This window comes from Candidatus Pelagibacter sp. PS_11 (assembly GCF_059417975.1).
The window spans coordinates 794,085-812,218 of record NZ_CM182075.1; the positions used below are offsets into that span (position 1 = coordinate 794,085).

The following is an 18,134-nucleotide window of genomic DNA, read 5'->3' on the forward strand; positions in this document are numbered from 1 at the left end:
TTTGTGTTGTTTGTATTTTGATGGTTTGTTATCTGCATGAGTGCTGAAAAAATAAGTTCTACAGAGCTAAATGATCTTCCTCCTTTAGCAACCCCTGAAAAGAGTGAGGAAGTTTCATCATCTGGAAGAGTAGATATTAATATTCTTTTAAATAGAGCTAGAAAAGAAAAAGAAAAAGAAAATCTAACAAACCTAGTTTTTGTTGGATTAACGTCTTGCTTAATTATTGTTGCCGGTATTATCTTATCCTTTTAACTACATATTTCCATATTTAGGCCCACCACTTCCTTCGGGTGTTACCCAAGTAATATTTTGAGAAGGTTCTTTAATATCACAAGTTTTGCAATGAATACAATTTTGAGAATTTATAACAAATTTATTTACACCATTTTCATTTTGAACTTCATAAACGCCAGCGGGGCAATATCTTTGAGCAGGTTCATCAAATTTTTCTAAAGTATAATTTATCGGTAAGTTCGGATCTTTTAATTGTAAGTGTACAGGTTGATTATCAGTGTGATTGGTTCCTGTTAAATAAACAGAACTTGTTTTATCAAATGTAATCACATTATCTGGTTTAGGGTAATCAATTTTTGGCATTTCATTTGCTGGTTTTAATGTTTCATGGTCAGCATGCTTATGTCTTAAGGTAAAAGGTAATTTTCCTCTAAATAATATTTGATCAATTCCTGTAAATATTATTCCAAGAATTAAACCCCAGCTAAAACTTGGTTTAACATTTCGAGCTTGGTGGAGCTCCTCATAAATCCAACTTTTTTTAAATTTATCCTCATAAATTGATAAATCTTTATTTTCTTTTAAATGTTCGTTTATTGTTTCTGCAGCAATCATTCCACTTTTCATTGCAGTATGTGATCCTTTAATCTTAGGCATATTCAAAGTTCCCGCATCACAACCAATTAATAAAGCTCCAGGCATAAACATTTTTGGTAAACTCTGAAGTCCACCTTCAATTAAAGCCCTTGCTCCATATGAAATACGTTTTCCACCTTCAATTATCTTTTTAATTGCAGGGTGAGTTTTAAATCTTTGAAATTCATCAAACGGTGAAAGATGTGGGTTTTTATAATCAAGACCAATTACATATCCTAAAAAAACTTGTTTATTTTCTGCATAATACATAAAGCTACCACCATAAGTATTGTTATCAAGTGGCCAACCTGCAGTATGCATGACCATTCCCTCTTCATGATTTTTTTCACTGATTTCCCAGATTTCTTTAAAACCTATTCCATATTGTTGAGGATCTTTACCTTCTGATAAATTATATTTTTCTATTAATTGTTTTCCAAGATGCCCTCTACATCCTTCTGCAAAAACCGTAACTTTTCCTAATAGTTCTATGCCTGGTTCAAAGCCATCTTTTTTATTTCCATTTTTATCAACTCCCATGTCTTGAGTTGCAACTCCCTTAACAGATCCATCTTCATTGTATAAAATTTCACTTGCGGGAAAACCTGGAAATATTTCAACACCTAAAGCTTCTGCTTGTTCTGCTAGCCATCTGCATAGATTTGCTAAACTAATTATGTAATTATTATGATTTTGTTGAACTGATGGCAGTAGCCATGTTGGCCAGCTTAATGATTTAGATTTTCCTAAAAATAAGAATTTTTCTTTAGAAACCTTAGTTTTTATAGGTGAATTAAGTTCTTTCCAGTTTGGTAATAACTCATCTAATGCTCTAGTTTCAAAAACATTGCCACTTAAAATATGAGCTCCTATTTCGGATGCTTTTTCTAGTAGGCAAATATTTAATTCTGGATCTAATTGTTTGAGTTTAATAGCAGTCGATAGTCCTGATGGGCCACCACCAACAATTACCACGTCATACTCCATTGCTTCTCTAGGCATATGGTAATTTTTTATATTATTTGTTATTTTTGTATAGTGTTTAATTTATTCAATTCTTCTAGGAATTGAGGAAGGGCTTCAAACAAATCAGCTTCTAAACCGTAATCAGCAACACTAAAAATAGGTGCCTCTCCATCTTTGTTTATTGCGACAATAATTTTACTTTCTTTCATACCAGCTAAATGTTGAATTGCTCCAGAAATACCAACTGCAATATATAGATCTGGCACTACAACTTTACCCGTTTGACCAACTTGATGTTCGTTACTTATGTAACCTGCATCCACTGCTGCACGCGAAGCTCCTATTGCAGCATTTAATTTATCTGCAATATCAGTAATTAATTTAAAATTGTCACCATTTTGCATACCTCTTCCACCTGAGATCACAATTCTTGCAGTTCCAAGTTCTGGTCTGTCTGATTTAACTTCTTCTCTTTTAATAAATTTAGATAACGTAAACTCTTTTATCGAATCCATTTCTTCAATGGGTGCTGATCCACCTGAAGTTTCACAAGGTTCAAATGAAGTTGGTCTAATAGTTACACATTTTTTTTTATCAGTGCTTTTTACAGTTGCAAATGCATTTCCCGCATAAATAGGTCTGATAAATGTATCTGGAGATACCACTTTGATTATGTCACTAACTTGTGATGTGTCCATTAAAGCTGCTATTCTTGGCATTAAGTTTTTACCAAATGTATTAGCCGAACTAATTACATGTGAATAATTTTCAGAAACTTTAACAATCAATGGTGCAAAATTTTCGGGTAGAAAATTTTCATAATGAGTGGCTTCAACTTGTATTACTTTTTTAACCAAGGGTATTTCAGATAAAACTTTTGCAACATCAGAGCAATTGTTTCCTATTAGTAATGCATGAACATCACCATCAATTTGTGATGCGGCTGTAATAGCGTTAAGAGTAAAAGGTCTTAATTCTTTATTATTATGTTCAGCAATTAATAAAATTGACATTATATAACTTTCGCCTCATTTTTAAGCTTTTGCACAAGTTCAGCTACACTTGATACTTTAATTCCAGCTTTTCTTTTTGGTGGCTCTTCAACTTTAATTTGTTGAACTCTTGGTGTTGCATCAACACCTAAATCTGCAGCTGTCATTTGATCTATTGGTTTCTTCTTAGCTTTCATAATATTTGGTAGAGATGCATAACGCGGTTCATTTAATCTTAAATCACAAGTAACTACCGCTGGAACATTAACTTCAATAGTTTCTAAGCCTTCATCAATTTCTCTAATTATTTCTAATTTATTGTCTTTAATGTCAATTTTTGATGCAAAAGTTGCTTGAGGCCAGTTCAATAAAGCACTCAACATTTGTCCTGTTTGGTTGCAATCATCATCAATTGCTTGTTTACCCATAAATACTAGATCAGGTTTTTCTTTATCAACAATTTTTTGTAATATTTTAGCTACTGCTAAGGGTTCGACTACGCCATCTACTTTAACATGAATTCCTCGATCAGCACCAACAGCTAATGCTTTTCTAACTGTTTCTTGTGCTTTTTCTTCACCAATAGTAACCGCAACTATTTCTGTTGCTTTACCTGCTTCTTTAATTTTTACAGCCTCTTCAATTGCATTATCATCAGGTGGGTTGGTTGACATCTTAACATTATCCGTAACAATTCCTGTGCCATCTTCTTTAACTCTGATTTGAACATTGTAATCAATAACTCTTTTTACAGCGACTAATATTTTCATTATGCTCTTAATAAGTTGTTTTCAGGATCATATGGGCTTTCTTCTAAAATTGTACAATCGTACATTTTACCAAGAATATCAATTTTCAATTTTTGCCCTGGTGTCGCAATCTCTGGTTTGACCATTCCTAATGCGATTGATTTTCCAAGTCTAAATCCAAAATCTCCACCAGTTGCACGTCCTATAACTTTTCCACTATTATAAATTGGATTATTTCCTAAAACATCTGCATCTTCTATATTGTGAACTTCTAAGGTAACCAATTGATTTGAAAATCCTTTTTCTCTCCATTTATTCAAAGCATCTAGTCCTATAAAATTTCCTTTGTTGGGATGAATAAATCTATCTAACCCAGATTCGTAAGGTGAATATTCAATTGATAATTCTGTGCCAACAAGTTTATAAGATTTTTCAAGTCTCAAACTATTCATTGCTCTAATTCCATAAGGCTTAAGACCTAAATCTTTTCCAGCTTCCATTAATCTATCAAAGATGTGATTTTGATATTCAATTGGATGATGCAATTCCCAGCCAAGCTCACCTACAAAGTTTACTCTCATAGCGTTAACTGGTGCATTACCAACATCAATATTTTTTGCACTCAACCATTTAAAATTTTCATTTGAAAAATCATCTCTTGAAACTCTTTTCATTAGTTCTCTAGCTTTAGGACCAGATACAACTAGAACTCCCATACTGTTTGTTAAATTTTCAAATTGAACACTACCATCAGTTGGCATCCACTTTTGAATCCAGTCATGATCTAATCTTTGGTTTGCTCCTGCAGAAACTAAATAGTAACTTCCCTCAGCTTCTTTCATGATTGTAAATTCAGAGTGCACTCCACCCTTAGTATTAAGTGCATGACATAATCCAATTCTTCCAATTTTTTTAGGAAGTTTGTTTGCAACTAAATAATCTAAAAACTCTTCAGCACCAGGTCCTTTAATTCTACATTTAGCAAATGCCGTCATATCTAAAAGACCAACATTCTCTTTTACATTTTTGCATTCTTGCTCAATTGCTTTAAACCATTTTGATCTTCTAAATGACCAGTCATCTTTTTGCTCCATCCCGTCAATTGCGAAGAAGTTAGGTCTTTCCCAACCAAATTTTTGACCAAATACTGCACCTAATGCTTTCATTCTGTCATAACAAGGTGATGTTCTTAATTCTCTAGCAGCCTCTCTTTCTTCATCTGGGTAGTGAACTTTAAATACATGATTGTAAGCTTCTTCATTTTTTTCTTTTAAATAAGATTTTGTTGCATAATCACCAAACCTTCTTGGTTCAACTCCAAGCATATCTATTGTTGGCTCACCATCAATTATCCATTCTGCAAGTTGCCAACCCGCTCCTCCTGCTGCAGTTATTCCAAAACTGTGTCCTTCATTAATCCAAAAATTTTTCAATCCCCATGCAGGTCCAACAATTGGGTTTCCATCTGGTGTATAACAAATTGCACCATTATAAACTTTCTTAACTCCAACTTCTCCAAAAGCTGGTACACGGTGAATAGCTCCTTCTATATGCGGTGCTAATCTATCTAAATCTTCTTGAAATAATTCATACTCTGAATCTTTTGATGGCCCATCAACATAACAAGCTGGTGCACCATCTTCGTATGGTCCTAATATTAATCCACCTGCTTCTTCTCTCATATACCATCTGCTGTCGCTATCTCTTAAAACTCCCATTTCAGGTAAGCCATCTTTTTTTCTTTTTACGATATCTGGATGAGGTTCTGTTACAATATATTGGTGTTCAACTGGTATTACTGGAATATCTAATCCAACCATTTTTCCAGTTTGTCTAGCAAAGTTTCCAGAACAAGAAATTACATGTTCGCATTCAATAGCACCTTTATCTGTTTCAACAATCCAGCCATCTTTAGTTTGTTTCATTCCAACTACAGCTGTGTTTCTATAAATCTCTGCACCTAAATTTCTAGCACCTGTTGCCATTGCTTGTGTTAAGTCAGCTGGCTGAATGTATCCATCTTCAGGGTGTTGGATTGCTCCAAGTAAATCTTCTGTACGGCACAATGGCCAAATTTCTTTTACTTGATCTGGTGTTAAAAATTTTACATCCACACCAATTGTTTGAGCAACACCTGCATATTGATGATACTCATCCATTCTATCTTTAGTGCTTGCTAAACGAATATTTGATACGACACTGAAACCAACATTTTGTCCTGTCTCTTCTTCTAATTTTTTATAAAGATCCACTGCATACTTATGAAGCTGTCCAACCGAATAACTCATATTAAATAATGGAAGTAGACCTGCTGCATGCCAAGTAGATCCAGATGTTAATTCTTTTCTCTCAATTAAAACAACATCAGACCAGCCTTTTTTTGCTAAGTGATAAAGAGCACTAACTCCTACTACACCACCACCAACTACAACAACTTTAGCTTTAGATTTCATTAACACGATTCCTACTAAATTTTCATTACGAACGAAACAAAATTCGTTTACCCTCTAAATTAAATTGAAGATCCTAGGGGCATTGGAGCGGACACCATTGTGGTCAACCAGCAATCTTTGAAGGGACCATCTATTTTATACTTTTCAACCTGCCATTTAAATTTGTAATAGGATTTGTCTTTTCCAAGAACACTAACTTCAAACAAGGCTACTGAATTGTTAAGGTTTTCTTGAACAATTTCATGATCTAAATGATCTAATAATATTTTATATGACTTGCCCTTCAGCATGGTCTTAAATCTATCTAAAGGTCCTGTGCTTTTTCTATTACTAGGATGAGCAAATTCCCAGGTTTGTTCAATGCCATTATCTATGGTGGGAGAGTTGTTTTTTTGTAAACTTTTCAACTGAATTTCCACAACCTGGTATGGCTCAATATTACTATTAGGCTTTATTAATTCTGCTTGTGAAATTGTAAGACTTAGAAAGTAAATTAATAAGGTTTTATATATTATTTGCTGTCTTTTTAACGTCCTCAAGAAATTCTTTTCGTTTTTCATCTGTTACAAACGGTACTGCAAAATATCTTCTGTATACAATATTATAAATGCCACACATATGAAACACACCTCTTTTTAGCCTTCTAATAGGTAAATTTAAAAAAAATGTTGTAACCGCTAACCTTGGGGATCCATAGGTACAAAAGATTATAGCTTTTTTATCTTTTAAGTTTCCCATTGGATAACCATAATTTCCAACTAATTTTTTAAATGTGTAAGCCCATGGGGGTGACAAAACTTTATCTATCCAGCCTTCTACAATAGCTGGCATTCTAAAGTTCCAAATAGGTGCAATTAGAACAATAGTATCACATTTCTCAATACGTCTTCTATGATCTAGAACGTCTTCTCCAGCTTGTTCACCAGCAAAAACTGGGTTGAATCTATCTTTATATAAATCTACACAATCAACTGTATTACCGTTTTTTTCTGCTGTTTTAATAAATGTATCTCTAATAGCTGCATTAAAAGACTTTTCATTATAGTGCCCATATAAAAGAAATATTTTTTTCATTACATTAAGGGTGTATAGACTAGAAAAATTAAAAATCTATGAAAAATTTTTACGTAGTTGCTGGTATTCATAAAGATCCAAATAAAATTGAAACTATCATTAAAGATACAGAAAAAAAATTTGGACCTTTTGAGGAGATTGAAGCTAATAATTTAGCTAAGAGTTTAATTCAAAAAAATATAGATGATTTTTATCATCGTGCTTGGGTTGTTAAATCTAATAATTTAACCAAATAAAACCCAACAAACATAAAGATTACAAAACTTACAGAATTTAAATTTAATAAAGCCAGTGAAGCTATTGCAGGTCCTGGACATAATCCAGCTAAGCCCCAGCCTGCACCAAAAAGTGATGAACCTATAATTAATTTCTTATTTAGTTCTTTATTATCTGAATAAGAAAATTTATCAGCAAAAATTGGTTTCTTATTATTTTTAAATAAATGAAAAAATGGTGAAGATATTATTAAAGCTCCAATCATAACAAATGCTAGTGATGGGTCCCATTCTCCAAAAATATTTAAAAAACCTAAGACTTTAGCGGGATCTATCATCTGTGAAACAGTAAGACCTATTCCAAAAATTATTCCACAAATTAAAGACATAATCTTATTCATATTAAATTTTTTAGCAAAACAGTTAAAATTCCAACAATCATAAATGTTACTGTTGCAATAATTGATCTTAAAGAAAATCTTCCAATACCACTGATGCCGTGTCCACTAGTACAGCCTCCCCCTATTCTTGTACCAGCTCCAACCAATAAACCTGCAACTGCTAATAAATAAAATGAGTTTGAAATTGTGATATTGATTTCCTGTTGAGTAAATATTTTATAAACAATAGGTCCGATAATTAATCCAATTAAAAATAAAAAATTATCAAATCTATTATCTTTAGAGGTTAAAAAATTACTGGCAATTCCACTTATTCCGATTAATCGACCATTAAATACAAAAAAAATAACTACTGCTAAACCAATTAAGGATCCACCTAGAAATGCAGAGATTGGAGTAAAATTAACTATATTCATTTAACTTTGTAACACTGGAAAAGCTGGGTTTATATTTAAAAAAAGCTTTTGATATTCCATTTTCGTGCATCTATTTTCAATATACTCAATATCATTACTCTCCACTAATTCTTTAGCATCAATGCTTCTAATTCCAAGTTGTAACCAAAGAACTTTAGCTCCAATTTTAACACTCTCTTCTGCATACTTGTTAGCTTCTGCAGATGGTCTAAATACATCTACAATATCAATAGGTATATTAATATCTTCAAGTTTTTCAAAAACTTCTTCTCCTAAAATCTTTTGACCTTTTGCACTTGGATTAACTGGAATAACTTTAAAGCCATACTTTTGCATGTACTTCATCACTATTGTTGATGGCTTTTTATCATCTTTACTAACACCCACCATCGCTATCGTTTTATACTTTGAGAGAATTTCTTTTATTTTATCGTTCACTACTTATGTTTCCACTTAGGTTTTCTCTTTTGTAGAAACGCTGATATGCCTTCTTTAGCATCCATTGCCATCATATTTTTAGTCATCATTTTACTAGTGTACGCGTAAGCTTTTCTCAATGGCATTTCTAATTGATTATAAAAAGTTTGTTTTCCAATTTTAATTGTAAGACTTGATTTTGAAGCAATAGTTTTTGCAACTTTTAGCACTTCTTTGTTTAATTTTGATTTAGAAAAATGATTATTAACTAGTCCAATTTTTTTTGCATAATTTGCTTTAATAGGCTCTCCCGTTAACAGCATATGCATCATTCTTTTTCTATTAACCTTTCTACTAACAGCAACCATCGGTGTGCTACAAAATAAGCCTATATTTACACCTGGTGTTGCAAAAATTGCATCATTAGTACTGTAAGCTAGATCACAACTTGCAACTAACTGGCAACCTGCTGCAAATGCTGCTCCATGAACTTTTGCAATAACTGGCTTTTTTCCTTCAACTATTTGAAGCATCAACTTTGAGCAAAGATTAAAAAGTTTTTGATATTTTTCTCTTTTCTTTAATCCACTTACTTCTTTTAAATTGTGACCCGCACTAAAACCTTTTCCAGACCCTTCGATAATTATTACCTTAATATTTTTGTCTTCATCTAATTTTTTAAAAGCTTTAATTAAATCTCTTAAATTTTTTAATGAAAGAGCGTTATATGTTTTTGGCTCATTTAGGATGATTGAAGCAATATCTTTATTTAAAAGTTTAATTTTAATATTACTTAAGTTTGCCATCTTCTCTCATTTTGGCTCTAATTTTTGTTGCAGAGATTTGTTGAATTTCTTCTGACAAAACAACTTCTTCTATTTTGTAACCAACTCCTCTTCCGTAACAAATATTAGTAATATTAGGAACCATCATTATTTTAAATCTTCCTTCAAATTCTGGGTTTAACTTTTCTTCAATATTTTTTTTAACTGTGTCAAAATCAAATGGATTATCGTCAACACCTTGAACGTCTCTTATTTGAATGCAAACTTGACCTGTTTTTTTAATAATTTCTTGAAATAAAGCATAGTGACCATCATGAAATGGTTGCCATCTGCCAAGCATTTGTGCTGTTGGTTTTTTATTATCCCATTCGTAAGCCATTATTTTATCTCCTTTATTATTATTGGTGCCCAATGTTTAGCATCTTGAGTTGTAACCTGACAATCAAATTTTTCAGGCTTTACAAACATCTTGTTAGTATCGTCAAAACGTCCTTCTTTTATTGTATTTACCCAAACTATATAATCTGCAGGAAACAAGTTTCTTGCTTCTGGTGTTGGGCAAACAAAGTCTGCTACAACATAATTTCCATCATCTTTTAATTTTTTTGCAAAATCTGCCATTCTACTTGCTTGTCTTGTTCTGCCTTCTTCTGAAAAATCCCAATCATTAGCTTCTTTTCTAACTTCATCAGCATTAAGTCTTTTAGCATTTAGTAATGGAGCAATTTCATTTGCTAAAGTTGTTTTGCCAGATCCTGGAAGACCCATAATTAATATTATTTTCATTTTAAACTAAGTTTGTTGCAACCCATTTATGAAATTCATGTGTAGGGTTATCCATTATGGGTGAAAAATTCCCGCCATTATATACTGGTGAATTTCTACCTTCTTGCATACCCTCAATAGCTTTTATATCCTCAATCATTACTTCTTTCCAAAATTCTGAATTTTTTTTTCTCATCTCAGCAAACTCAGATCCATTTGCACTATCATCGCCAACATAATACATCATTAAATGCTCTTTAGTCTCACTAATAGACTTTGGTTCTAACCAAAAAACATAAAAATGGTCTACATGAAGACCAATCATTACGTTTGGAAATAAAGCAATATACTCAGCCTTTTTGAATAAGTCTTTAGGCCAATTTGGAAAATTATTGAAACTTTGATTTCCTTTAACAGGTTGATCATATTTATTTGTTCCTTGGCCAGCAAATCTATTTGGTAAACCTTGAATATGGTAATGATCACTAATATTTGAAACTTTATTTAATTCAGGATGTATCCAAGGCAAGTGATAACTTTCACAGTAATTCTCTATTGCAAACTTCCAATTACACTTAACATCAAGACTGAAGTATCCATGATCTTTTGAGTGCTTAAGTAATTTTTGATCTTCCTTAGATATAAATTTTGACCATCTTTCTTCGAGAGGCTTAATATATTCATCAAACTCTAATTCATTACCATTTATATTGATAAATATTATATCCATCCAAATTTTGGTTTTAACCTCTTTTAAATTACTTGATGATTTATCGAATTTTTCTGTCTCATGAATATTTAGGCCTCCTATGTGAGGTGTCGCAACTAACTTTCCATCAAAATCGTAGGACCAGGAGTGGTATGGACATCTTAAGACATTTTTCAAAGCACAAGGCTCATCTAAAAGCTTGAAGCCTCTATGGCTGCAGACATTGTGAAATACCCTTATTTTTTTCTCTTTATCTCTTAAAATAATAAGAGGGATGCCTAGTAAATTATAAGGTTGAGCGTCTCCTACATTTGGTACAGAACTTCCAACGCCAATCACCGTCCATTTATCCTTGAAAATCCTCTCTCTTTCAATGTTTAGATAGTCGAAGCTAGTGTAGCACTCATTTGGTAGGCCATGGGCTTTATCGATGGGGTTCCCAACCACTCTAATTTTTTCCAAGTCCAAGATTTTTGAAAGTTCAGGATTTTTAAGATTTTCAGACATTAAAAAAAATTATCACCAGCACAATTTTTGGCAACAAATATTTTTATCCACAAGATGAATTTCTTTGACAGCATATACAAAAAAGATAATCATCAGAAAAAATGAATTTTTCACTTGAGGTTGGGCCTCAAACAGATCTTGATACACTGCCACCTGTTAAGGATGTTTATGTAACTATGCTCCCAGGAGGAGACTATAAAGAGACAGCTAACCAAACAGCGGCGTTAGTTAAAAAAGGATTTAATCCAGTTCCACATTTTCCAGCAAGATCAATTACGGATGATGCTCAGCTTAAAGATTACATTGCAAGATGTAAAGATGTGGGTGCTAAACAAGCTTTAGTTATTGGAGGAAGTAGAGAGCCAGTTGGAAAATTTGATAGTTCAATTCAAATTTTAGAAACAGGATTTTTTGATGGAATTAAAATAGGAATAGCAGGACATCCAGAGGGAAGTCAGGATATTTCTGATAAAGAATTAGAAAAGGCTATGATAGATAAAAAACCTTACGCCGACTATATAGTGACCCAGTGGTTATTAGAAAGTCAACCTATCGTAGATTTCATTTCTAAGCAGTCAGTACCAGTGCATGTAGGAATTACTGGGCCAATGAAAATAACTAGCTTAATTAAATTTGCTAATATTGTCGGGGCGAAAAATTCTATAAATTTTCTTAAGTCTAATTTTAGTAAGGCATTAGATTTATTGAAACCTAAAGACCCTAATGAATTAATTGGGAAAGTGAAAGAGTTTACTGGTAACTTCCACATTTATACATTCGGCGGCTTGAAGGAAACAAACAAGTGGTTGAAGGAGAACGGTTATGTCTAATGAATTTGACTATACTAAACTAAATCATGTAACTTCAGTTGATCAATCAGATCGTGAAGTACCATACAACTTAAGACAGAGTGGGCCTACAAAAGTTGAAATGTTAATTTCAACAAGAGTAAGAAAATCTCCGTATTGGCATTTATCAATGCAAGCAGGTTGTTGGAGAGCAACTGTATACAATCGTATTTATCACCCAAGAGGATATGTAAAACCCGAAGATGGTGGAGCGATGGTTGAATATGAGGCAATTAAAAATCACGTTACAATGTGGAACGTTGCTGTTGAAAGACAAATTAGAGTTAAAGGTCCGGATGCAGAAAAGTTTACTGACTACGTTATAACTAGAGATGCAACTAAAATCTCACCCATGAGAGCAAGATATGTAATTTTATGTAATGCTTATGGTGGTGTTTTAAATGATCCTATTCTTCTTAGAATTTCAAAAGATGAATTTTGGTTCTCACTATCGGACTCTGATATTGGAATGTATCTTCAAGGTGTTAACGCTGATAGAAGATTTGATTGTGCTATTGAGGAAATTGATGTTTGCCCAGTGCAAATTCAAGGACCTAAATCAAAAGCTTTAATGAAGGATCTTATTGGAGATCAAGTGGATCTAGATAACATGCCTTTCTATGGTTTAGCTGAAGCAAAAGTTGGTGGCAGAAGTTGTGTTATTTCACAATCTGGTTTCTCAGGTGAAGCTGGGTATGAAATCTACTTAAGAGAAGCAACTAAATACGCTGATGATATGTGGAATGCTGTTCTTGAAGCTGGAAAAAAACATAGCCTAATGGTTATCGCCCCTGCTCACCACAGAAGAATTCAAGCTGGAATTCTTTCTTGGGGACAAGATATGGATCATCAACACAATCCTTTCCAGTGTAACCTTGGTTACCAAGTTTCACTATCTGGCAAAGGTGAGTGGAATAAAAAAGCTGACTATGTTGGAAAAGCTGCATTAGAGAAAATGGGTGCGGATCTTAAGGCTGGTCAAAAACCTTACAAACTTCAGTTAGTAGGTCTTGAGTTGGGTGGAAAACCAATTGAAGAATATGCTCCTGACTTTTGGTTAGTGTCACCTGAGAGTGGTGGAGATCCTGTAGGATTTATCACATCACCTTGGTATCACCCTGAAAAAGGTCAAAATATAGCAATGGGATATGTGCCATTTGATGGAACATTAAATGCTAATGGTTTCCCTAAAGGTAAAGTTGGAACTAAGTACAAAGTTCACTTACCCGCTAAATATTCTGACACACCAGGAACGCCTGTTGATGCTGTGGTAGTAGATATTCCATTTACAGAATCGTTTAACGCAAACACAAGAGAAGTCGTTAAAGGTTAAATTAATTATTTGGGGGAGGTTAATTCTCCCCCACTAATAATGACAAAATCATTCCTAATCGTAATTTGCATAATAATAGTAATTGCTTTAATACTCTTTCCACTATTTGTTTCTTACAAAGCACAGAAAAATAGTAAAAAAAATAAATAATGTTTGGTCAATTTTTAAATATAGTTGTTCGGTCTATTAAATTAGATAAATCTCTTTACAAAGATAATAAAAACTTTGGTGAAGCTGCAATATATTTTGCAGGGCTTATCATGATATTAGACGGGTTAGCAGGAGCAGTTGCTGCAAACACTGTTATTAAAACTGCTATTGCAATGTCTGGTTTAACTGCCATTCTTACTTGGTTTGTATGGGGATTATTTATTTATGTGATCGGTGTAAAATTATTTCCAGATAAAGACACTAAAGTTTCATTTAAAAAAGTATTAACAGCTGTTGGGTTTGCTCATGCACCGGGGCTTTTAAGATTTTTTGCTGTCACACCAGATTTAATGATCCCAATAATATTTTTAACTCAGTTTTGGATATTTGCTGGATTAATCATTTCAACAAAACAAGTTTTAAATCTAAAGTCTAATTTTAAATCTTTTGGAATAGTCTTTTTAGCTTTTTTAATAATTGCTTTTCTTTCAATATCATTTGTGATGAGTAAAATGAATGCTCTACCCATTAGCAATATTAGTTAAATTGGAAATATAGTTTTTGAAAGTTTACAAGAGTTACAGGTTTTAAATCCTGTTAAAATTAAATTTTGAGAAACACTTTCATCTTCTTTTTTACATTCTTCACAGAAATTATCAATTTCTTCAAAATTTTCTTTGATTTTACTCAGGTCATCTTCATTCATGACTTTTTTAATCCAGCTTTTTTTACAAAATAAAGTCCAACTAGTACTGCAAATAATGAAACTAAAACTTTGTCTGTGATTAGTTCATCTAAAAATATATAACTTAAAATAATTCCAAAAATAGGTATCAAGTAAGAAACTTGTGATTGAAATATTAACCCATTATCTTTTAAAATTTTAAACCTTAACAACCAAGCGATACCAGTTGAAACCATTCCTAAATATACAACAGAGATTGAAGATTGAATACTAGGAGTTGAGTTCCATGGTTTTTCAATAAAACAAACTAATGGTAATAAAATTATAACAGCCCAAATTAATATAGATCCTGTTACGTTTTCATTTTTTTTCTTACTAATTTTAAGAGTTAAAACACCACCAACAACATAACAAGTTGACCCAAGTAATATTAATAACGCAGAAATAAAATTATTGTCATTGATTAATATATTATCTGAAAACAGATAAATAATTCCTGAAAAACCAATTAAAATTCCAAATGTTTTAAGGGCATTAAATTTTTCATTTTTTGTGTAAAAATGACCTAATACAGTTGAGCTTAATGGTGTTGTAGACATTAATATTGCAGCTAAATTACTTTGTACAGATTTTACACCGTAAGCTATTAAGAAAAAAGGTAATACCAAATTGACAAATCCTATTATAGCAAACCAATACCAATCTTTAGAAAATGCTTCTATTTTTATTTTTTTGTAAAAACATAATAACAATACTGGAATAGATCCGAAAAAAACTCTCAAGAATGCTATTGTAATTGGTCCAAAAGACTCAGTTGCAATTTTGATATTAAAAAAAGCTGATGCCCATATTAAAGCTAAGATTACTAATAATGTATAATCAATTAATCTAGGTTGTCTCATTCAATTATATCTTCAACTTTTCCATTCGTAATCTTTTGAATATCGTTATAGTTTGTTTTAAATACACAGTTTGGATGTCCTGCTGCTGCAAACAATTCATTAAACCTTTCTAAAGAATTGTCTATTATAATTTCAATTTTCTCTAAATGACCAACGGGCGATACACCACCTATTGTATAGCCAGTTTGTGTCTTAACTTCTTCTGGTGATGCCATTGAAATGTCTTTTTTATCTTTAATCTTCTTTAATTTATTTAATGAGCACCTCTTATCACCTGCCACTAAACATAGTATGAAGGTATTTTCTGTTCTAAATAATAAGCTTTTGACAATTGCACCTACATCACAAGCTAAAGCTGTTGCTGCATCCTGTGCAGTTCTTGCTGAATTTTTTAAAACTATAACCTCTAGGGATTGGTCAAAGTTTTTAAGAAATTTTTCAGCTCTTTTAACGGGTTCTTTATCTAATAAGCTCATATTTCAACTAATAATTGATTGATAATTTAACAAATAATGTTGTAATTCATATGTAAAAAACGCATAGGTGATATTTATTATTCAAGCAATATTATTAAAGAAACATTTGTTATTAATTGACCACAAAATTTAAAAAAGGAGAAACTATGACTGCTGCCAATGTTTTAAAATTCATGAAGGAAAAAGAAGTTGAGTTTGTTGATTTAAGGTTTACTGACCCTCGAGGAAAACTTCAACATTTAACAATGGATCACACTATTGTTGATGAAGATATGTTAAATGAAGGAGTATTTTTTGATGGTTCATCTATTGCCGGTTGGAAGGCAATTAACGAGTCTGACATGATTTTAATACCTGATACTTCTAGAATGATTATGGACCCTTTTACATCTCATAATACCCTAATCCTTTTTTGTGATATTCTAGATGCCGTTAAAAGATCTCCTTATGAGAGAGACCCAAGAGGAACAGCTAAAAAGGCAGAGGCATATTTAAAAAAATCTGGCATTGGTGATAAAGCTTTTTTTGGTCCTGAACCTGAATTTTTTGTTTTTGACGATGTTAGAATTAATAATGACCCAAACAATACTGGTTTTAAAATAGATAGTAAAGAAGGTCCTTATAATTCTGGAACGGAGTATGCAAATGGAAATATGGGTCATAGACCTCCAGTAAAAGGTGGTTACTTTCCAGTTCCTCCAGTTGATAGCGAACAAGACATGAGAAGTGAATATTTAAAAAGTTTAAAAGAAGTAGGTATTAAAGTTGAAAAACATCACCACGAAGTAGCACCAAGTCAACATGAGCTTGGTATGTACTTTGGAACGCTTGTTGATCAAGCTGATAATGTTCAATTATATAAATATGTAGTTCAAATGGTTACACATTCATTTGGAAAAACAGCAACTTTTATGCCAAAGCCGATTGCGGGAGATAACGGTTCAGGTATGCACATTCATCAATCAATTTGGAAAGACGACAAACCAGTTTTTTCTGGTGATGCTTATGCAGGGTTATCTGAAACAGCACTTCACTATATTGGTGGTATTTTAAAACATGCAAAAGCAATTAATGCTTTTTCGAATGCTACAACAAATAGTTACAAAAGATTAATTCCAGGTTTTGAAGCCCCTGTTCTACTTGCTTACTCTGCAAGAAATAGATCTGCTTCATGTCGTATACCAATTTCATTAAGTAAAAATGGTGCAAGATGTGAAATAAGATTTCCTGATGCTTCAGGAAATCCATATTTAACTTTTGCTGCTATGCTTATGGCTGGTTTAGACGGAATTAAAAATAAAATACACCCAGGTGAATCTTTTGATAAAGATCTTTATGAATTGCCTCCCGAAGAAGTTAAAAACATTCCAACTGTTTGTGGATCCTTAAGAGAAGCAATGGAAAGTTTAGATAAAGATAGAGAATTTTTAACTGAAGGTGGTGTATTTACTGATGATCAAATTGATGCTTACATTGCATTAAAATTTGAAGAGATACATAAATTTGAGCACGCACCTCATCCTGTAGAGTTTGAGATGTATTACAGCAGCTAAGACTAATTACTGTCTAGTTGTTGCGATTGTATCTTTGTTAATTCCTTTTTTAACAACGTAATCCTGTGTGCCATTAGCACCAGTGTTTACTTCTTTTCTAAGAGTCTTGAAAAAAGTTCTTTCTTTAAGTGACTTTTCTAAAGATTTAACAAGATTTTTAAATTCAAATTTATTCATAACTATTTAATACCATAGATATGTGATATTTGCAATACTGATATGCGTTTAAGTAATGTTATACTTTAAACGACTCACCACAACCACAACGTTCAGATTCATTGGGGTTATTGAATACAAATGATGATGAAAATTCCTCTTTTTTATAGTCCATTTCAGTGCCTAATAAGTACATAACAGCTGCAGCATCAACAAAAACCTTAACACCTTTGTCTTCTATTATTTCGTCTGAAGGATTTATTTCTTTTGCATATTCCATTACATAAGACATGCCAGCACAACCACCAGACTTAACTGCAACTCTAACGCCAATTGAATTCGACTCAACTCCAGACATAATTTCTTTAATACGACTTGCAGCATTATCACTTAATTTAATGATAGGACTCATTATAGATTTAACTCCAATTTAGCAGCTTCCGACATCATTGATTTTTCCCAAGGCGGTTCAAAAACTAAATCTAGATCAACCTCTTCAATGCCTTCTACTTGCATTGCACTATCCTTAACTTCCTGAGGTAAACTTTCTGCAACAGGACAATTTGGTGTAGTCAAGGTCATTATTATTTTAGCTTTAGACTCGTTTACCTTAACATCATAAATTAAACCTAATTCATAAATATTGACCGGTATCTCTGGGTCATAAATTTTTCTAATTTCAGCTATTACTTGTTCTCTTAAATCCATA

General features: G+C 32.4%; 25 protein-coding genes. 6 read left to right on the forward strand and 19 right to left on the reverse strand.

Annotated elements, in window-relative coordinates; translation table 11 throughout:
* Nucleotides 1-36: 36 nt before the first annotated feature.
* Nucleotides 37-255: a hypothetical protein gene (locus AC5SLT_RS04205; RefSeq protein ID WP_494587151.1), complete on the forward strand. Its 219-nt coding sequence runs from the start codon at nucleotides 37-39 to the stop codon at nucleotides 253-255.
* Here the strand turns inward: AC5SLT_RS04205 and AC5SLT_RS04210 are convergent, their stop codons facing one another.
* From AC5SLT_RS04210 to AC5SLT_RS04235, 6 genes are all read right to left on the reverse strand, one after another.
* Nucleotides 256-1,875: an electron transfer flavoprotein-ubiquinone oxidoreductase gene (locus AC5SLT_RS04210; protein ID WP_494591280.1), complete on the reverse strand. Its 1,620-nt coding sequence runs from the start codon at nucleotides 1,873-1,875 to the stop codon at nucleotides 256-258.
* A 23-nt stretch (nucleotides 1,876-1,898) separates the two neighbouring features.
* Nucleotides 1,899-2,852, reverse strand: coding sequence for an electron transfer flavoprotein subunit alpha/FixB family protein (locus tag AC5SLT_RS04215; RefSeq protein ID WP_494591282.1), 954 nt, complete (start codon nucleotides 2,850-2,852; stop codon nucleotides 1,899-1,901).
* Complete coding sequence (locus AC5SLT_RS04220; RefSeq protein ID WP_018414290.1) at nucleotides 2,852-3,601, reverse strand: electron transfer flavoprotein subunit beta/FixA family protein; 750 nt, start codon at nucleotides 3,599-3,601, stop codon at nucleotides 2,852-2,854. Before AC5SLT_RS04220 ends, AC5SLT_RS04215 begins: the two co-directional genes overlap by 1 nt.
* On the reverse strand, nucleotides 3,601-6,033 hold the full coding sequence (locus AC5SLT_RS04225; RefSeq protein ID WP_494591284.1) for a GcvT family protein: 2,433 nt from the start codon (nucleotides 6,031-6,033) through the stop codon (nucleotides 3,601-3,603). Before AC5SLT_RS04225 ends, AC5SLT_RS04220 begins: the two co-directional genes overlap by 1 nt.
* 59 nt (nucleotides 6,034-6,092) lie before the next feature.
* Nucleotides 6,093-6,440, reverse strand: a complete 348-nt coding sequence (locus tag AC5SLT_RS04230; protein WP_230454324.1) for a hypothetical protein — start codon at nucleotides 6,438-6,440, stop codon at nucleotides 6,093-6,095.
* Nucleotides 6,441-6,537: 97 nt separating this feature from the next.
* Nucleotides 6,538-7,107 carry an NAD(P)H-dependent oxidoreductase gene (locus AC5SLT_RS04235; protein WP_494591286.1) on the reverse strand — a complete coding sequence of 190 codons (570 nt, stop codon included), beginning with the start codon at nucleotides 7,105-7,107 and terminating at the stop codon, nucleotides 6,538-6,540.
* 38 nt (nucleotides 7,108-7,145) lie between these two features.
* Here AC5SLT_RS04235 and AC5SLT_RS04240 point away from each other — a divergent pair, with 38 nt between their 5' ends.
* Nucleotides 7,146-7,343 carry a hypothetical protein gene (locus AC5SLT_RS04240; protein ID WP_006998027.1) on the forward strand — a complete coding sequence of 66 codons (198 nt, stop codon included), beginning with the start codon at nucleotides 7,146-7,148 and terminating at the stop codon, nucleotides 7,341-7,343.
* Here AC5SLT_RS04240 and AC5SLT_RS04245 read toward each other — a convergent pair.
* The 7 genes from AC5SLT_RS04245 to AC5SLT_RS04275 are packed head-to-tail and all read right to left on the reverse strand — an operon-like array spanning nucleotide 7,301 to nucleotide 11,322.
* Nucleotides 7,301-7,723: a DUF6691 family protein gene (locus AC5SLT_RS04245; RefSeq protein WP_271626195.1), complete on the reverse strand. Its 423-nt coding sequence runs from the start codon at nucleotides 7,721-7,723 to the stop codon at nucleotides 7,301-7,303. The genes AC5SLT_RS04240 and AC5SLT_RS04245 overlap by 43 nt on opposite strands.
* Entirely contained in the window at nucleotides 7,720-8,139 is a 420-nt protein-coding gene (locus AC5SLT_RS04250; RefSeq protein ID WP_494591288.1) for a YeeE/YedE family protein, read from the reverse strand. The genes AC5SLT_RS04245 and AC5SLT_RS04250 overlap by 4 nt, the downstream gene beginning before the upstream one ends.
* Nucleotides 8,140-8,577: a CoA-binding protein gene (locus tag AC5SLT_RS04255; protein WP_494577609.1), complete on the reverse strand. Its 438-nt coding sequence runs from the start codon at nucleotides 8,575-8,577 to the stop codon at nucleotides 8,140-8,142.
* Nucleotides 8,577-9,362, reverse strand: a complete 786-nt coding sequence (locus tag AC5SLT_RS04260; protein WP_494591289.1) for an enoyl-CoA hydratase — start codon at nucleotides 9,360-9,362, stop codon at nucleotides 8,577-8,579. Before AC5SLT_RS04260 ends, AC5SLT_RS04255 begins: the two co-directional genes overlap by 1 nt.
* Nucleotides 9,346-9,720: a hypothetical protein gene (locus AC5SLT_RS04265; RefSeq protein ID WP_006998022.1), complete on the reverse strand. Its 375-nt coding sequence runs from the start codon at nucleotides 9,718-9,720 to the stop codon at nucleotides 9,346-9,348. Before AC5SLT_RS04265 ends, AC5SLT_RS04260 begins: the two co-directional genes overlap by 17 nt.
* Nucleotides 9,720-10,127: a P-loop nucleotide/nucleoside kinase family protein gene (locus tag AC5SLT_RS04270; RefSeq protein ID WP_494576315.1), complete on the reverse strand. Its 408-nt coding sequence runs from the start codon at nucleotides 10,125-10,127 to the stop codon at nucleotides 9,720-9,722. Before AC5SLT_RS04270 ends, AC5SLT_RS04265 begins: the two co-directional genes overlap by 1 nt.
* Before the next feature lies 1 nt (nucleotide 10,128).
* A complete protein-coding gene (locus AC5SLT_RS04275; RefSeq protein ID WP_494591291.1) occupies nucleotides 10,129-11,322 on the reverse strand; it encodes an aromatic ring-hydroxylating oxygenase subunit alpha in 1,194 nt (397 codons plus the stop codon).
* Nucleotides 11,323-11,423: 101 nt separating this feature from the next.
* Here AC5SLT_RS04275 and AC5SLT_RS04280 point away from each other — a divergent pair, with 101 nt between their 5' ends.
* The 3 genes from AC5SLT_RS04280 to AC5SLT_RS04290 all read left to right on the forward strand — a co-directional run bounded on the left by AC5SLT_RS04280 (nucleotide 11,424) and on the right by AC5SLT_RS04290 (nucleotide 14,198).
* Nucleotides 11,424-12,152 carry a methylenetetrahydrofolate reductase gene (locus tag AC5SLT_RS04280; RefSeq protein ID WP_494577615.1) on the forward strand — a complete coding sequence of 243 codons (729 nt, stop codon included), beginning with the start codon at nucleotides 11,424-11,426 and terminating at the stop codon, nucleotides 12,150-12,152.
* Nucleotides 12,145-13,503: a glycine cleavage T C-terminal barrel domain-containing protein gene (locus AC5SLT_RS04285; protein WP_494591293.1), complete on the forward strand. Its 1,359-nt coding sequence runs from the start codon at nucleotides 12,145-12,147 to the stop codon at nucleotides 13,501-13,503. The genes AC5SLT_RS04280 and AC5SLT_RS04285 overlap by 8 nt, the downstream gene beginning before the upstream one ends.
* A gap of 149 nt (nucleotides 13,504-13,652) precedes the next feature.
* Nucleotides 13,653-14,198, forward strand: coding sequence for a hypothetical protein (locus AC5SLT_RS04290; protein WP_271498877.1), 546 nt, complete (start codon nucleotides 13,653-13,655; stop codon nucleotides 14,196-14,198).
* Here AC5SLT_RS04290 and AC5SLT_RS04295 read toward each other — a convergent pair.
* Genes AC5SLT_RS04295 through AC5SLT_RS04305 form a run of 3 tightly spaced genes read right to left on the reverse strand, consistent with a single transcriptional unit; the run spans nucleotide 14,195 to nucleotide 15,716 of the window.
* Complete coding sequence (locus AC5SLT_RS04295; protein ID WP_494576323.1) at nucleotides 14,195-14,359, reverse strand: hypothetical protein; 165 nt, start codon at nucleotides 14,357-14,359, stop codon at nucleotides 14,195-14,197. The two genes, AC5SLT_RS04290 and AC5SLT_RS04295, sit on opposite strands and share 4 nt — an antisense overlap.
* Complete coding sequence (locus tag AC5SLT_RS04300) at nucleotides 14,356-15,240, reverse strand: DMT family transporter (protein WP_271498882.1); 885 nt, start codon at nucleotides 15,238-15,240, stop codon at nucleotides 14,356-14,358. Before AC5SLT_RS04300 ends, AC5SLT_RS04295 begins: the two co-directional genes overlap by 4 nt.
* Nucleotides 15,237-15,716, reverse strand: a complete 480-nt coding sequence (locus AC5SLT_RS04305; RefSeq protein WP_494591295.1) for a YbaK/EbsC family protein — start codon at nucleotides 15,714-15,716, stop codon at nucleotides 15,237-15,239. Before AC5SLT_RS04305 ends, AC5SLT_RS04300 begins: the two co-directional genes overlap by 4 nt.
* Nucleotides 15,717-15,862: 146 nt before the next feature.
* Between AC5SLT_RS04305 and glnA the strand changes: the two genes are divergently transcribed.
* A complete protein-coding gene (glnA, locus tag AC5SLT_RS04310) occupies nucleotides 15,863-17,269 on the forward strand; it encodes a type I glutamate--ammonia ligase (RefSeq protein WP_494592570.1) in 1,407 nt (468 codons plus the stop codon).
* A 6-nt stretch (nucleotides 17,270-17,275) separates the two neighbouring features.
* Here glnA and AC5SLT_RS04315 read toward each other — a convergent pair whose 3' ends face one another.
* The 3 genes from AC5SLT_RS04315 to AC5SLT_RS04325 are packed head-to-tail and all read right to left on the reverse strand — an operon-like array spanning nucleotide 17,276 to nucleotide 18,133.
* Nucleotides 17,276-17,446 (reverse strand): hypothetical protein, encoded by a 171-nt coding sequence (locus tag AC5SLT_RS04315; RefSeq protein ID WP_006997167.1) that lies wholly within the window; start codon nucleotides 17,444-17,446, stop codon nucleotides 17,276-17,278.
* A 58-nt stretch (nucleotides 17,447-17,504) separates the two neighbouring features.
* A complete protein-coding gene (locus AC5SLT_RS04320; protein WP_006997168.1) occupies nucleotides 17,505-17,837 on the reverse strand; it encodes a HesB/IscA family protein in 333 nt (110 codons plus the stop codon).
* Entirely contained in the window at nucleotides 17,837-18,133 is a 297-nt protein-coding gene (locus AC5SLT_RS04325; protein WP_011281910.1) for an iron-sulfur cluster assembly protein, read from the reverse strand. Before AC5SLT_RS04325 ends, AC5SLT_RS04320 begins: the two co-directional genes overlap by 1 nt.
* Nucleotide 18,134 lies beyond the last annotated feature (1 nt).

Bases quoted from the DNA above. Each gene is read 5' to 3' on its own strand.
- AC5SLT_RS04205 (WP_494587151.1), top strand. From the start codon at position 37: ATGAGTGCTGAAAAAATAAGTTCTACAGAGCTAAATGATCTTCCTCCT.
- AC5SLT_RS04210 (WP_494591280.1), bottom strand. From the start codon at position 1,875: ATGCCTAGAGAAGCAATGGAGTATGACGTGGTAATTGTTGGTGGTGGC.
- AC5SLT_RS04215 (WP_494591282.1), bottom strand. From the start codon at position 2,852: ATGTCAATTTTATTAATTGCTGAACATAATAATAAAGAATTAAGACCT.
- AC5SLT_RS04220 (WP_018414290.1), bottom strand. From the start codon at position 3,601: ATGAAAATATTAGTCGCTGTAAAAAGAGTTATTGATTACAATGTTCAA.
- AC5SLT_RS04225 (WP_494591284.1), bottom strand. From the start codon at position 6,033: ATGAAATCTAAAGCTAAAGTTGTTGTAGTTGGTGGTGGTGTAGTAGGA.
- AC5SLT_RS04235 (WP_494591286.1), bottom strand. From the start codon at position 7,107: ATGAAAAAAATATTTCTTTTATATGGGCACTATAATGAAAAGTCTTTT.
- AC5SLT_RS04240 (WP_006998027.1), top strand. From the start codon at position 7,146: ATGAAAAATTTTTACGTAGTTGCTGGTATTCATAAAGATCCAAATAAA.
- AC5SLT_RS04245 (WP_271626195.1), bottom strand. From the start codon at position 7,723: ATGAATAAGATTATGTCTTTAATTTGTGGAATAATTTTTGGAATAGGT.
- AC5SLT_RS04250 (WP_494591288.1), bottom strand. From the start codon at position 8,139: ATGAATATAGTTAATTTTACTCCAATCTCTGCATTTCTAGGTGGATCC.
- AC5SLT_RS04260 (WP_494591289.1), bottom strand. From the start codon at position 9,362: ATGGCAAACTTAAGTAATATTAAAATTAAACTTTTAAATAAAGATATT.
- AC5SLT_RS04265 (WP_006998022.1), bottom strand. From the start codon at position 9,720: ATGGCTTACGAATGGGATAATAAAAAACCAACAGCACAAATGCTTGGC.
- AC5SLT_RS04270 (WP_494576315.1), bottom strand. From the start codon at position 10,127: ATGAAAATAATATTAATTATGGGTCTTCCAGGATCTGGCAAAACAACT.
- AC5SLT_RS04275 (WP_494591291.1), bottom strand. From the start codon at position 11,322: ATGTCTGAAAATCTTAAAAATCCTGAACTTTCAAAAATCTTGGACTTG.
- AC5SLT_RS04280 (WP_494577615.1), top strand. From the start codon at position 11,424: ATGAATTTTTCACTTGAGGTTGGGCCTCAAACAGATCTTGATACACTG.
- AC5SLT_RS04285 (WP_494591293.1), top strand. From the start codon at position 12,145: ATGTCTAATGAATTTGACTATACTAAACTAAATCATGTAACTTCAGTT.
- AC5SLT_RS04290 (WP_271498877.1), top strand. From the start codon at position 13,653: ATGTTTGGTCAATTTTTAAATATAGTTGTTCGGTCTATTAAATTAGAT.
- AC5SLT_RS04295 (WP_494576323.1), bottom strand. From the start codon at position 14,359: ATGAATGAAGATGACCTGAGTAAAATCAAAGAAAATTTTGAAGAAATT.
- AC5SLT_RS04300 (WP_271498882.1), bottom strand. From the start codon at position 15,240: ATGAGACAACCTAGATTAATTGATTATACATTATTAGTAATCTTAGCT.
- AC5SLT_RS04305 (WP_494591295.1), bottom strand. From the start codon at position 15,716: ATGAGCTTATTAGATAAAGAACCCGTTAAAAGAGCTGAAAAATTTCTT.
- glnA (WP_494592570.1), top strand. From the start codon at position 15,863: ATGACTGCTGCCAATGTTTTAAAATTCATGAAGGAAAAAGAAGTTGAG.
- AC5SLT_RS04315 (WP_006997167.1), bottom strand. From the start codon at position 17,446: ATGAATAAATTTGAATTTAAAAATCTTGTTAAATCTTTAGAAAAGTCA.
- AC5SLT_RS04320 (WP_006997168.1), bottom strand. From the start codon at position 17,837: ATGAGTCCTATCATTAAATTAAGTGATAATGCTGCAAGTCGTATTAAA.
- AC5SLT_RS04325 (WP_011281910.1), bottom strand. From the start codon at position 18,133: ATGGATTTAAGAGAACAAGTAATAGCTGAAATTAGAAAAATTTATGAC.